Below are 12808 nucleotides of genomic sequence, written 5' to 3'. Positions count from 1 at the left end.
ACGCCCCCCGGAAAGCGAGCACCTGGAACGGAAATCAACCACTTTCAAGGGCAACAAAGTCTACCCAAAACCCCCTGATTTTTAGAACGAATCCCTCTAGTTTTTTTGGAGGAAAAAGCATATACTATTGAAAGGAGGTGACACACAAAATGGCAGACGTTTTAGAAAGAGTTTCAAAGATTGTTGTTGACCGTCTAGGTGTTGACGCGTCTGAGGTTAAGCCTGAAGCTTCCTTTAAAGAGGATCTAGGTGCAGACTCTCTTGATGTAGTGGAACTAGTTATGGAACTTGAGGATGAGTTCGAATTAGAAATTTCTGATGAAGATGCTGAGAAAATTGCAACTGTTGGTGACGTTGTAGATTACATAAACAGCAAACAATAAGGTTTTACGGATAAAGTCCCGTTAATAAATGCGGGGCTTTCTTCCCTTTTTAGGGAGAAAACAGCAAATAGCCCTTTTACGAGATTTTTGGAGGAAGTTTATGAAAGGTTCAAAACATCAATCAACTCAAAAGAAAACAGTTAAAAACCGGTTTAAATCGGCTTCCAAAAAGGGCATGGATGACAAATTGCGCATCCAGAAAGTAGCCCCTCTTCAAGACCGTTTAAACATCCAATTTGAAAATGTAAAACTACTAGCACAAGCTTTTACGCATTCATCATATGTGAATGAGCATCGAGGAAGAACATTCGAGGATAATGAAAGACTGGAATTTCTAGGAGATGCTGTTCTAGAACTGACAATTTCTCAATACTTGTACAGCAAGTTTACAAACATGAGTGAAGGTGAACTCACAAAACTTAGAGCCGCTATCGTTTGTGAACCATCATTGGTGCTGTTTGCGAACGACCTGCACTTTGGTGACTTTGTACTATTGGGAAAAGGAGAAGAAAACACTGGTGGACGATCACGGCCTGCTCTATTAGCGGATGTTTTCGAGGCATTTATAGGAGCGCTGTATCTTGATCAAGGACTCGACAAAGTGAAAGAGTTTTTAAATCAGTATGTTGTACCACGGATAAACGAAGGTGCTTTTTCTCATGTGATGGATTTTAAGAGCCAGCTGCAAGAATATGTTCAGCGTGAAGGGTTGGGTCATATCGATTATAAGATCGTACAGGAAAAAGGACCTGCGCATAACAGAGAATTTGTTTCTGAGGTTAGGCTGAATGATGCTGCTTTTGGCATCGGATATGGAAGATCCAAAAAAGAAGCTGAACAGCACGCTGCACAAGAAGCAATTGAAAAAGTTACTAAAAAAGCGAACCAATAAGTAAAACCCCCTTAATGCTTGGCGAATGCCAGATAAGGGGGTTTCTATTATTTTTTTTTAAGAGACGCAAGTTCTTCGACGATTCCTTCCATATCTCTGATGCTGAATGAAGGCATTTTCATCACCATGTCATATAGCTCTTTAATATCGTCGTATTTGTTCAGCTCGTAATCTTCAGGCTGGATCAAGCCGCCATTAACCAGCTGTAGTTTTTTCTTTAAGCTCTCAATCATAAAAGCTAGGTTCTCATGATTTTCATTCGTTAAGTCCATAGTGAAGCTCCTTTAGCAATGTAATTAGTGAAAACTAATATTTGTCTGTCTGTGACCGTTCAAATAACTTTCTCTATTTTAGCATACTGTAATCTTTGTGACTATGAGAGACTAAATCTATGATAAAATAAAACAGTTAATGAATTTTTTTTACATAATCTAAGGCGTTGTTTTATTAGGAGTAGTTTGGATATTCATTCTTTTAAAGTTCCTCGTTGACAAGTTGGTTGGAGCGCAAGGTGCGTGCCTACCACATGATAGGCTTCTTATAGGCATGCGACGAGGAAGCTCGCGTCGCAGCAATTACTTGTAGACGCAGGAGCAAGGATACTTCCATGAAGCGGAACAGGAGAGACCATTCAATATCGCAAAGCGACGAATGTGCTCACCGCACGCCCCACGGAAAGCGAGCATCCTGGAGCAGAAATCAACTCTTTCAAATTACAACTAATTTCTTAAAAACAATCTAAAAATACTGAAATAACCGTTTGAACACGAACGCTTATATAAAGCATGAAAAAGGGGGATTTAAAGATGTTCCTCAAACGAATTGATGTAGCAGGATTTAAATCATTTGCAGAACGGATCCAAGTAGAATTTGTTCAAGGAGTAACGGCTGTAGTAGGTCCTAACGGAAGTGGAAAAAGTAATATATCAGATGCCGTAAGATGGGTGCTAGGGGAGCAATCGGCCAAGTCGCTTCGCGGATCTAAAATGGAGGATATCATTTTTGCCGGCAGTGATAATCGTAAACCATTAAATGTCGCTGAAGTAACACTCACGTTAGATAACGAAGATCAGCATCTTCCACTTGATTATAATGAGATTTCTATTACTAGAAGAGTTTATCGCTCAGGAGATAGTGAATACTTAATCAATAAACAGCAATGCCGCTTAAAGGATATTGTTGAATTATTCATGGACTCTGGACTCGGAAGAGAAGCTTTTTCTATTATCGGACAAGGCCGGGTAGAAGAAATATTAAGCAGTAAATCAGAAGAGAGAAGAAAGATTTTTGAAGAAGCAGCAGGAGTTCTAAAATATAAAACAAGAAAACAAAAAGCAGAACAAAAACTATTTGAAACTCAGGAAAACTTAAACAGGGTTGAAGACATTCTTCATGAACTTGAAGGACAGGTTGAACCTTTAAAAATACAAGCATCTATTGCGAAAGATTATCTTGAGAAAAAACAGGAATTAGAAATTGTTGAAACTGCCGTTCTCGTTCAAGAGATAGAAGACCTTCATGAACGCTGGGAAAAACAAAAAACATGGGTGGCAGAATTACAGAAACAAGAATCTGAACTTTCCGTAAAAGTGAAGCAGGGTGAATCTGCGATTGAAAGAGCCAGACTTGATATGCAGGCGATGGATGAATCGATTGATGAACTTCAGGGAGCTCTACTTTCCGCAAGTGAAACACTTGAAAAACTTGAAGGAAAAAAAGAAGTTTTAAAAGAGAGAAAGAAAAACTATGATCAGAATAAAACATCACTGTTAGAGCAGATTCAGCAACTAAAAATAAAAAAAGAGCAACTAGAAACACAATTGCTCTCAGAGAAAAGTATTCTAGCAGAAAAAGAAAGTCAATTAAAAGTGGTTCGAAAACAAGTTGCTGAGGAAGAAAGCCGTTTAACTGTCCTTGAAATGGATGTGGAAGCAGAGCTTGAAAAACTAAAAAGTGATTATTTTGAACGCCTGAATGAACAAACGACTATCAAGAACGAAATGCGTTATATTGAGGATCAGTCTAAACAGCAAAACTTTAAAAGCAGCAGGCTGGATGAAGAAAACAATCGATTTCTGCAACAAAGGGAAGAATTAAAAAACAAAAAAGAACAAGCTGAAAAGAGCTATAAAGAAGCAGAATCTCAATTGAAGAAGAAACAGGAGGAGTATCAGAACTTAAAATCCGCTGTTTCTGTAGAAGAACAAGAAAGCCGTTCAAGTCAGGAGAAATTGTATCAGGCTTATCAGTATATTCAGCAATTCAATTCGAAAAAAGAAATGCTTGAATCGATGCAGGATGAATATGCCGGCTTTATGCAAGGGGTAAAAGAAGTTTTAAAGGCGAAGGAGACAAAGTTATCTGGAATTGAGGGTGCGGTAGCTGAACTTCTTTCTGTTCCGTCTGAGGTTGAAACTGCTATAGAGACAGCTTTAGGCGCTTCTATGCAGCATGTCGTTGTCGATCATGAACAGAATGCTATGAAGGCTATCCGATTCTTAAAACAAACAAGAGCTGGGAGAGCGACATTCTTACCGTTAAATATCATTAAGAGCCGGGATATTTCAAGTGCGGATGTTCATAATGCACGCTCTGCGGATTCATTTGTTGGAGTCGCAGCTGATCTCGTTCAATATGATCAAAAGTATAAGAACATCGTTGGCAACTTGCTAGGTAACATTATTATTTCCAGGGATCTAGCTGGTGCAAATACGATTGCAAAACAAGTAAATTATCGTTACCGAATAGTAACCCTTGAAGGAGATGTAGTCAGCCCGGGCGGCTCAATGTCTGGGGGAAGCTTAAAACAGAAGAGTTCTTCTCTTTTAAGCAGACAAAGAGAAGTTGAAGTCCTGATTGAAAAATTAGCTTCAATGGAGAAACAAACACTAAGCTTAGAAGAAAAAGTTACTAACCTTAAAGAAAAAGTTACAAAAAACAAAGAAGCTTTAGACAGTCTTCAGGCTGAGGGTGAAAAGCTGAGAGAACTTGAACAAGAACTCAAAAGTAACCTTCGTGAGCTTGAGATACAAGAAAAGAGTTTAAACGACAGGCTGCAATTGTATGATCGAGAAAAACATTCGTTCGAGTCTGAACGGTCAGCCGCTGATTCAAGATTATTGAATCTTAAGAAGAAGCTTGAGAATGCTGTGAGATCTGGAAATGAACTTGAGAAAACAATCGCAGACTTAACAGAAAAGAAAAAGATGCATCAGTCTTCAAAAGAAGAGCTAAGAGAAACTTTGACAAAGTTAAAAATAAAAGCTGCAGAACTTGAACAGCAAGTGGCCAATCAAAAAGAAAAAAGTCTGCGACTCGAGGAAGAGTTTGCAGATGTGGGTGCAAAAAGCAAAGAAACAGAGGAAGATTATTGGCTTCTTGAAGAAGAAATGAACTCAAGCTCGTCTGGAGAGGATTCCCTGCATGAACAGATCAAGCAAAAGAGACACGAAAAAAATACGGCATTAAAACTGATAGCAGAGCGAAGACAAGAAAGAACAGAGTCATTCCGTTCTATCGAATCAATGGAAGTTGAGCTTAAGGAAGCAAAGCGTCAATACAAACAATTGAGTGATGGATTAAGAACGGAAGAAGTGAGCATTAATAGACTTGATGTGGAACTGGAAACCCGGCTGACCCACCTGCGGGAAGAATATGAACTCTCATATGAAGGCGCTAAACAAAAGCACAAACTAGAGATGCCTTTAGAGGATGCTAAACGAAAAGTAAAGCTGATCAAAATGGCGATTGAAGAGCTTGGTGTAGTTAACATCGGTGCCATTGAAGAATATGACAGAGTCAGTCAGCGTTATCATTTCCTTACAGAACAAAGGGATGACCTGACAGAAGCTAAAGATACACTATATGGTGTAATCTCAGAGATGGATGAAGAAATGAAGAATCGGTTTGAAGAGACCTTTACATCGATCCGATCGCATTTTGGGGTCATCTTTAAAGAATTATTCGGCGGCGGCCGCGCAGACCTTGTTTTGACGCAGCCAGACGATATGCTTGCAACTGGTGTTGATATCATGGCGCAGCCTCCTGGTAAAAAGCTTCAGCAACTAGGGCTGTTATCTGGGGGAGAGCGAGCATTAACTGCAATAGCACTATTGTTTGCCATACTTAAGGTGCGTCCTGTTCCGTTTTGTATTTTGGATGAAGTTGAAGCCGCATTGGATGACGCAAACGTGAACCGTTTTGCAAAGTTCTTGCGTGCATTCAGCAAAGAAACACAGTTTATCGTTGTAACCCATCGAAAGGGTACAATGGAAGAAGCTGATGTATTGTACGGAGTGACCATGCAGGAATCCGGCGTTTCAAAACTTGTTTCAGTACGCCTAGAAGAAACTAAAGAATTGGTAACATCGTAGGGAGGAAATATAGTGAGTTTTTTAAAGAAGCTAAAAGAAAAATTTTCGAATCAGCCATCAGAAGCCTCTTCTGAAAAATTTAAAGATGGATTAGAAAAAACAAGGAGTTCTTTTTCATTTAAAGTAAATGACCTTTTAAAAAGGTATCGTAAAGTAGATGAAGAATTTTTTGAAGAACTAGAAGAAATCTTAATCGGTGCAGATGTTGGAGTGCATACAGTTCTTGATATCATTGATGAGCTTAAAGATGTAGCCCGCACAAGAAATATTAAAGATCCACAAGAGCTTCGTTCAGCGATCACAGAAAAGCTTGCTGAAATGCTTCAAAAAGATGATAGCGACAACAAGCTGAACATACAAAAAGACGGCATGACAGTCATTTTATTTGTTGGTGTTAACGGAGTTGGGAAGACAACTACGATCGGGAAACTGGCTCACCAGCTCAAAAATGATGGCAAGAAAGTTATTCTTGCTGCTGGAGATACGTTCCGTGCAGGTGCGATCGACCAACTGGAAGTTTGGGGAGAACGTGCTGGTGTAGATGTTATCAAACATCATGAAGGTGCCGATCCTGCTGCGGTAATCTATGACAGCATCCAGGCAGCAAAATCAAGGAAAGCAGATGTACTATTATGTGATACAGCAGGCCGTCTGCAAAATAAAGTAAACTTAATGAACGAACTTTCAAAGGTGAAACGAGTAATCGAACGCGAAATACCCGGTGCACCACACGAAGTGCTGCTCGTTGTAGATGCAACGACCGGACAGAATGCGATGAATCAGGCTAAAACATTTGGTCAATCAACAGATGTTACGGGACTTGTCTTAACAAAACTTGATGGAACAGCTAAAGGCGGAATCGTTCTAGCGATCCGCCACGAACTGGATATTCCAGTGAAATTCGTTGGACTTGGCGAAAAGATTGATGATCTTCAGGAATTCGATCCGGAACAGTTTGTATACGGATTATTCGCTGGAACAGAAGAGGAAGAAGCAGAGTAATATCTGTTTCTTTTTTCTTTTGGGAAGACAAATAAGCCAATATTCCATCTAAGGAAGACCTATTTCGAACGCTGAAATGATTAATCACATAAAAAGAGTGGTTAATCATATAAAAAAACGCAATAATCACATAAAAAATAGAGTTCATCACATAAAAACGAGCGGTCATCACATAATTTTACATTTGATGGAATTTAATATTTGATCTTTGTTTTTCTTAAATAACTTACAGCAGCTATCCACAGTTCATTCTGTTAAGAAAAAAACTTGACATCTATTTTTTCTGGTTGTATAGTATTCACGTAAAGGCATTTCACTTAACAAGGGTTGTGAAAGTATGCTTGATAAAACGATGAGAATTAATTATCTTTTTGATTTTTACCAATCACTGTTAACCCCTAAACAAAAGAATTATATGGGCTTATATTATTTAGACGATTATTCTCTCGGTGAAATTGCTGAACAATATAATGTCAGCCGCCAGGCCGTTTATGATAATATTAAACGGACAGAGGCGATGCTGGAAGAATACGAAGAGAAGTTAGGGCTTTTTGCAAAGTTTCAGGAACGTGATCAGTTGCTGTCATCTTTAAGAGAGCTGCTGAAAACTGAACCTGATAACGTAATTGCAATTATCGATCGCCTTGAAAATATGGAATAGGAGGCGTTCAGTGAGATGGCATTTGAAGGTTTAGCCGACCGTCTTCAGAACACTTTACAAAAGATTCGCGGAAAAGGGAAAGTAAATGAAGCGGATGTAAAGGAAATGATGAGGGAAGTACGCCTTGCTCTTCTTGAGGCGGATGTTAACTTTAAAGTGGTAAAAGATTTTGTGAAAAAGGTATCTGAACGTGCAGTTGGTCAGGAAGTATTAAAAAGCCTGACACCTGGACAGCAAGTTGTAAAAGTGGTTAATGATGAACTTACAGCTTTGATGGGCGGAGAACAGAGCAAAATTGCTGTTTCCAACAAGCCCCCGACGGTCATTATGATGGTTGGACTTCAAGGTGCAGGTAAAACAACAACTACAGGAAAGCTTGCGAATCATTTGCGTAAAAAACAAAATCGCAAACCGCTTCTTGCTGCAGCTGACATATACCGTCCCGCTGCGATAAAGCAGTTAGAAACACTCGGGAAACAGCTTGATTTTCCAGTACATCAATTGGGAGACCAAGTCAGCCCCGTAAAAATTGCTGAAACAGCGATTGCGAAAGCGAAAGAAGAGCATCATGATTATGTTCTTATTGATACAGCAGGGCGTTTGCACATTGATGAAACGCTCATGGATGAATTGAAACAGGTTAAAGAAACAGCAAAACCTGACGAGATCTTCCTTGTTGTTGATGCGATGACAGGTCAGGACGCAGTGAACGTTGCTGAAAGTTTTAATGAAGCACTTGGTATTACAGGTGTTATTCTTACAAAGCTGGATGGCGACACACGCGGTGGTGCCGCGCTTTCAATCAAAGCTGTTACAGGACTTCCTATAAAATTTGTAGGTCTTGGTGAAAAGATGGATGCTCTTGAGCCATTCCATCCGGATCGAATGGCTTCCAGAATTTTAGGAATGGGCGACATGCTGACACTTATTGAAAAGGCGCAGTCCTCAGTAGATGAAGAGAAAGCTCGCGATCTTCAAAAGAAGATGCGTGATATGTCGTTCACATTTGATGATTTTCTTGATCAGATGGGACAAGTCAGAAATCTTGGCCCATTAGATGAAGTGCTTGGCATGCTTCCTGGCGCGAACAAGATGAAAGGCCTTAAGAACGTGCAGATCGATGAAAAACAGATCGGTCACGTTGAAGCTATCATCCGTTCGATGACTCTTCATGAGAGAGAACAGCCGGAGGTTATCAATGCCAGCCGTAAAAGACGTATCGCTAAAGGAAGCGGACGATCAGTACAAGAAGTAAACCGCCTTATCAAACAATTCGAGGACATGAAGAAAATGATGAAACAAATGTCCGGAATGATGAATGGCAAAAAGAAAAAAGGTGGATTTAAATTCCCTTTTATGTAAACTGAATTTTCAGGTTTACAAACCTGTCAATTTATACTATCATATTATTTTGTGTGAACTATTTTCGGAGGTGCAAGTTATAATGGCAGTAAAAATTCGTTTAAAACGTATAGGTGCTAAGAAAGCTCCTTTTTATCGTGTAGTAGTAGCAGATTCTCGTTCTCCTCGTGATGGACGTTTCATCGAAGAGATCGGAACTTACAACCCAGTTGCTAACCCAGCTGAAGTTAAAATCAACGAAGAAAAAGCTCTTGAGTGGATGACAAACGGTGCGAAGCCATCTGATACAGTTCGTAACCTATTCTCAAAAGCTGGTCTTATGGAGAAATTCCATAACGCGAAAAACCAAAAATAATTTTGACGAAGGGGAACTGATATGACAGAGTTGATCGAAGCGATTGTGAAAGCTCTAGTTGATCACCCAGAAGAAGTTAGCGTCAAAGAGGTAAAAGAAGGACATCGCCTTGTTTATCAATTATCCGTGAACCAGACTGATATGGGGAAAGTAATCGGCAAACAAGGAAGAGTGGCCAAAGCGATTCGTACCGTTGTGAATGCAGCAGGTACGAATCAAAATAAAAGGATTTCAATCGAAATCGTCTAAAAAGGATGAGGGAAACCTCTTCCTTTTTTTAATTTATTATTTTAGTCACTTTTTCTTATCACTGACAAGTTGGTTGTAGTGCAAGGTGCGAGACTCCTAATGGTGCGAAGGGCCAAGGAGGCTCACCGCACACCCCGCATAAAAGCGAGCATCCTGAAGTGGAAATCAACTTACTTTCAAGAGCAACAAAGCATGCAAAAAAAGTCATTTAAAAAGTATACATACCCCCATTTATGATAAACTTTAGACTAGAGAATAATATGAATAAGACGTACGAGAGAAGGTTTTTAAATGACAGACAAATGGCTAAACGTCGGAAAGATCGTTAACACACACGGAATAAGAGGAGAAGTTCGTGTTATCTCAAGAACAGATTTTCCGGAAGAACGTTATAAGACAGGCAATACGTTGTATGTAGAGAAAGATCCAGGAAACCTTATTCCTGTAACTATTGAAACTCATCGCAAACATAAACAGTTCGATCTCTTAACGTTCGAAGGTTTAAATAACATTAATGATGTTGAGCCCTTTAAAGGGTATTTATTAAAAGTTCCAAAAGAACAGCAAGTGTCTTTAGAAGAAGGCGAGTTCTTTTATCATGACATCATTGGATGTTCTGTTTTTACGGTAGATGGGGAAGAATTAGGAAAAGTGAAAGAAATTCTTTCGCCGGGTGCAAATGATGTATGGGTAGTAAAACGCAAAGGGTTCGGCTCCGACATTTTAATACCATATATCCCGTCCGTTGTTAAGACGGTTGATCTAGAAGCTAAAAAGATTTCAATCGAACCTTTAGAAGGACTTTTCTAAAATGAAAATCGATGTATTAAGCCTGTTCCCTGATATGTTTTCAGGTGTTTTCGGCCAGTCTATCTTAAAAAAAGCACAAGAAAAAAGTGCCGTCCAGTTTCAGGTACACGATTTCCGCGAATACTCAACAAACAAACATAGAAATGTTGATGATTACCCTTATGGCGGAGGAGCAGGGATGGTGTTGACTCCCCAGCCGTTATTCGATGCAGTTGAAACCTTAACGGAGGAAACATCTGAGAGACCGAGAATCATACTGCTTTGTCCACAAGGAGAAAGGTTTTCTCAAAAGAAAGCGGAAGAACTCTCTAAAGAAAAGCACCTGATCTTTTTATGCGGCCATTACGAAGGCTATGACGAGCGAATCAGAGAACATTTAGTTTCAGATGAGATTTCAATTGGAGATTATGTCTTAACAGGCGGAGAGTTGGGCGCGATGGTCGTTATTGATGCCGTAACAAGATTGCTCCCTGGTGTACTTGGCAAAGAAGAATCACATCTTCAGGATTCATTCAGCACAGGTCTCTTAGAACATCCACAATATACGAGACCGGCAGACTTCAGGGGGATGAAGGTTCCGGATGTACTTATGTCAGGAAATCATAAAAATATTGAAGAATGGCGTAAAAAAGAGTCTTTAAAACGGACTTACGAAAGACGTCCCGATCTGTTGGAGCATTTAGAGTTAACTAAGGAAGAAGAAAATTGGCTGAGAGAAATAAAAGATAATAAAACAACTTGATACTCGTCTGATTTATATGGTATTATATTGTTTGTGGCTTATGCCCGTTTAATCCGGTGTTCCGCTGCTTGATAATCACGCAAGAACATCTATGGGAAGGGAGGCAATAAACTATGCAACAGCTTATTGAAGATCTTGCAAAAGATCAATTAAAATCAGATTTACCAAAATTCCGTTCAGGTGACACTGTACGTGTACACGTGAAAGTAATCGAGGGTACTCGTGAGCGTATCCAGCTTTTTGAAGGTGTTGTTATCAAAAAGCGTGGGTCTGGGATTTCTGAAACGTTTACTGTTCGTAAAATTTCTTACGGTGTTGGTGTGGAGCGTGCGTTCCCTGTACATTCACCTAAGATTGCGAACCTTGAAGTTGTACGTCGCGGTAAAGTACGCCGTGCTAAGCTATACTACTTGCGTGCACTTCGCGGTAAAGCAGCTCGTATTAAAGAAATTCGCTAATAATTCTCGAAAGGAGCTTGACTTACTCAAGCTCCTTTTTCCATATTATAAGTAAGGAATTTCTACAGATGGTGAGGATTAAGAATGGCTCGTACAAAAAACGAAACGTGGGAATGGATTAAAGCATTAGCTGCAGCATTGTTATTGGCAGGTATCATCAGGTTCTTCCTTTTTGCCCCAGTGGTAGTAGATGGACAATCCATGATGCCGACTCTTCATGATGGAGATCGATTAATTGTTAATAAGTTCAGCTATATGATTGGAGAACCGAACAGATTTGACATTGTAGTCTTTCACGCTACTGAAGAAAAAGATTACATAAAAAGAGTAATTGGTTTGCCAGGAGATACGATCGAGTATAAAGATGATACTCTTTATGTGAATGGCAAAAAGGTGAAAGAAGAATACTTAGAAGCATATAAGAAAAAAACAAAAGACGGCAATTTCACGTACGACTTCACTTTACAGGAAGTGACCGCTAAAAAGAAGGTTCCAGAAGGGCAATTGTTTGTTCTAGGTGATAATCGCCGGAACTCAAGTGACAGCCGGAACATCGGTACTGTTAGTGAAGATGAAATCTTAGGAAAAGCATCATTCCGTTTCTGGCCGTTATCGGATATAGGATTTGTAAAGTAGGGTGAACTAACATGACCATTCAATGGTTTCCAGGCCATATGGCAAAAGCGCGCCGGGAAATAACTGAAAAACTTAAAATGATCGATGTCGTTTTCGAACTTGTAGACGCCAGAATTCCATTAGCGTCACGAAACCCGATGATAGATGAGATACTTGGAGAAAAGCCGCGTATTGTTTTGTTGAACAAAGCAGACCTGGCAGATCCAAAAGTAACATCGTTGTGGCAAAGCTATTTTTCAGATAAAGGAATTCCATCTCTGGCAATAAACTCACAAGACGGAAAAGGGATAAAAAAGATAGAACCTATTGCACACGAACTTGTAAAAGAAAAGTTCGATAAAATGAGAGCAAAGGGAATCGTTAAACCGCGTGCTGTTCGTGCTTTGATCGTTGGAATACCTAATGTAGGGAAATCAACAATAATTAATAGGATGGCAGGCAAAAATATTGCTGTAACTGGAGATAAGCCAGGGGTAACAAAAAAACAGCAATGGATCAAAGCAGGAAAGACTCTTGAACTCCTGGACACACCGGGTATTCTATGGCCGAAGTTTGAAGATCAGTCGATAGGTCTCAAGCTCGCTGTTACCGGAGCGATAAAAGAAACTTTATTTGATTTTACAGAAGTGGTATTGTTTGCTGTGAAATATTTAAACGAACATTATCAAGAACGCCTTGTTGAGCGTTATAAACTATCAGATATACCCGATGATCCTCTTCGTTTATTTGAGGAGATCGGCAAAAAAAGAGGATGTATTATGAGCGGTGGTGAAGTTGATCTCGAGAAAACAGCAGAGATTGTACTTCGTGACCTTCGTTCTGAAAAATTGGGCCGCTTGTCTTACGAGCTGCCATCAGCAACAAATGAATAAAGTAGTGTAACAG

14 protein-coding genes are annotated in these 12808 nt (G+C 39.6%); 13 read left to right on the top strand and 1 reads right to left on the bottom strand.

What is annotated here, in order from left to right; translation table 11 throughout:
• Positions 1 to 149 precede the first annotated feature (149 nt).
• Together acpP and rnc are read left to right on the top strand one after the other, a co-directional pair.
• Positions 150 to 383, top strand: a complete 234-nt coding sequence (gene acpP / locus EV282_RS10155) for an acyl carrier protein (protein ID WP_066289334.1) — start codon at positions 150 to 152, stop codon at positions 381 to 383.
• A 175-nt stretch (positions 384 to 558) separates the two neighbouring features.
• Positions 559 to 1275, top strand: coding sequence for a ribonuclease III (rnc, locus tag EV282_RS10150; RefSeq protein WP_226535088.1), 717 nt, complete (start codon positions 559 to 561; stop codon positions 1273 to 1275).
• Positions 1276 to 1322: 47 nt separating this feature from the next.
• On the opposite strand, the gene EV282_RS10145 is transcribed toward rnc, so the two are convergent.
• The gene (locus tag EV282_RS10145) at positions 1323 to 1547 is read right to left on the bottom strand and encodes a DUF1128 domain-containing protein (RefSeq protein ID WP_066289337.1); all 225 of its coding nucleotides are present in this window, start codon (positions 1545 to 1547) and stop codon (positions 1323 to 1325) included.
• A 534-nt stretch (positions 1548 to 2081) separates the two neighbouring features.
• On the opposite strand from EV282_RS10145, the gene smc reads away from it, so the two are divergent.
• The 11 genes from smc (at position 2082) to ylqF (ending at position 12795) form a co-directional block, all read left to right on the top strand.
• The gene (gene smc / locus EV282_RS10140) at positions 2082 to 5648 is read left to right on the top strand and encodes a chromosome segregation protein SMC (protein WP_130295712.1); all 3567 of its coding nucleotides are present in this window, start codon (positions 2082 to 2084) and stop codon (positions 5646 to 5648) included.
• Between the two features lie 12 nt (positions 5649 to 5660).
• Positions 5661 to 6650 carry a signal recognition particle-docking protein FtsY gene (ftsY, locus tag EV282_RS10135; protein WP_130295711.1) on the top strand — a complete coding sequence of 330 codons (990 nt, stop codon included), beginning with the start codon at positions 5661 to 5663 and terminating at the stop codon, positions 6648 to 6650.
• Positions 6651 to 6987: 337 nt separating this feature from the next.
• A complete protein-coding gene (locus EV282_RS10130; protein WP_130295710.1) occupies positions 6988 to 7311 on the top strand; it encodes a putative DNA-binding protein in 324 nt (107 codons plus the stop codon).
• Positions 7312 to 7326: 15 nt separating this feature from the next.
• Entirely contained in the window at positions 7327 to 8673 is a 1347-nt protein-coding gene (gene ffh / locus EV282_RS10125) for a signal recognition particle protein (RefSeq protein WP_130295709.1), read from the top strand.
• Between the two features lie 82 nt (positions 8674 to 8755).
• Positions 8756 to 9028: a 30S ribosomal protein S16 gene (rpsP, locus tag EV282_RS10120; RefSeq protein ID WP_130295708.1), complete on the top strand. Its 273-nt coding sequence runs from the start codon at positions 8756 to 8758 to the stop codon at positions 9026 to 9028.
• Between the two features lie 21 nt (positions 9029 to 9049).
• Positions 9050 to 9277 carry a KH domain-containing protein gene (locus EV282_RS10115; RefSeq protein ID WP_077361335.1) on the top strand — a complete coding sequence of 76 codons (228 nt, stop codon included), beginning with the start codon at positions 9050 to 9052 and terminating at the stop codon, positions 9275 to 9277.
• A 291-nt stretch (positions 9278 to 9568) separates the two neighbouring features.
• Positions 9569 to 10087 carry a ribosome maturation factor RimM gene (rimM, locus tag EV282_RS10110; RefSeq protein ID WP_130295707.1) on the top strand — a complete coding sequence of 173 codons (519 nt, stop codon included), beginning with the start codon at positions 9569 to 9571 and terminating at the stop codon, positions 10085 to 10087.
• Position 10088: 1 nt separating this feature from the next.
• The gene (gene trmD, locus EV282_RS10105; protein ID WP_130295706.1) at positions 10089 to 10829 is read left to right on the top strand and encodes a tRNA (guanosine(37)-N1)-methyltransferase TrmD; all 741 of its coding nucleotides are present in this window, start codon (positions 10089 to 10091) and stop codon (positions 10827 to 10829) included.
• 113 nt (positions 10830 to 10942) lie between these two features.
• Entirely contained in the window at positions 10943 to 11287 is a 345-nt protein-coding gene (gene rplS / locus EV282_RS10100) for a 50S ribosomal protein L19 (protein ID WP_130295705.1), read from the top strand.
• 84 nt (positions 11288 to 11371) lie between these two features.
• A complete protein-coding gene (gene lepB / locus EV282_RS10095) occupies positions 11372 to 11923 on the top strand; it encodes a signal peptidase I (protein ID WP_130295704.1) in 552 nt (183 codons plus the stop codon).
• A gap of 11 nt (positions 11924 to 11934) precedes the next feature.
• The gene (ylqF, locus tag EV282_RS10090; protein WP_130295703.1) at positions 11935 to 12795 is read left to right on the top strand and encodes a ribosome biogenesis GTPase YlqF; all 861 of its coding nucleotides are present in this window, start codon (positions 11935 to 11937) and stop codon (positions 12793 to 12795) included.
• Positions 12796 to 12808: the final 13 nt, after the last annotated feature.

Source organism: Fictibacillus sp. BK138, assembly GCF_004216955.1.
GTDB lineage: Bacteria > Bacillota > Bacilli > Bacillales > Fictibacillaceae > Fictibacillus.
Note: the sequence above shows the minus strand (reverse complement) of the source record. Positions and strands in the feature narration are given on the sequence as shown.

Bases quoted from the DNA above. Each gene is read 5' to 3' on its own strand.
- rplS (WP_130295705.1), top strand. From the start codon at position 10,943: ATGCAACAGCTTATTGAAGATCTTGCAAAAGATCAATTAAAATCAGAT.
- ffh (WP_130295709.1), top strand. From the start codon at position 7,327: ATGGCATTTGAAGGTTTAGCCGACCGTCTTCAGAACACTTTACAAAAG.
- rpsP (WP_130295708.1), top strand. From the start codon at position 8,756: ATGGCAGTAAAAATTCGTTTAAAACGTATAGGTGCTAAGAAAGCTCCT.
- EV282_RS10130 (WP_130295710.1), top strand. From the start codon at position 6,988: ATGCTTGATAAAACGATGAGAATTAATTATCTTTTTGATTTTTACCAA.
- lepB (WP_130295704.1), top strand. From the start codon at position 11,372: ATGGCTCGTACAAAAAACGAAACGTGGGAATGGATTAAAGCATTAGCT.
- rnc (WP_226535088.1), top strand. From the start codon at position 559: ATGGATGACAAATTGCGCATCCAGAAAGTAGCCCCTCTTCAAGACCGT.
- ylqF (WP_130295703.1), top strand. From the start codon at position 11,935: ATGACCATTCAATGGTTTCCAGGCCATATGGCAAAAGCGCGCCGGGAA.
- EV282_RS10115 (WP_077361335.1), top strand. From the start codon at position 9,050: ATGACAGAGTTGATCGAAGCGATTGTGAAAGCTCTAGTTGATCACCCA.
- EV282_RS10145 (WP_066289337.1), bottom strand. From the start codon at position 1,547: ATGGACTTAACGAATGAAAATCATGAGAACCTAGCTTTTATGATTGAG.
- trmD (WP_130295706.1), top strand. From the start codon at position 10,089: ATGAAAATCGATGTATTAAGCCTGTTCCCTGATATGTTTTCAGGTGTT.
- smc (WP_130295712.1), top strand. From the start codon at position 2,082: ATGTTCCTCAAACGAATTGATGTAGCAGGATTTAAATCATTTGCAGAA.
- rimM (WP_130295707.1), top strand. From the start codon at position 9,569: ATGACAGACAAATGGCTAAACGTCGGAAAGATCGTTAACACACACGGA.
- acpP (WP_066289334.1), top strand. From the start codon at position 150: ATGGCAGACGTTTTAGAAAGAGTTTCAAAGATTGTTGTTGACCGTCTA.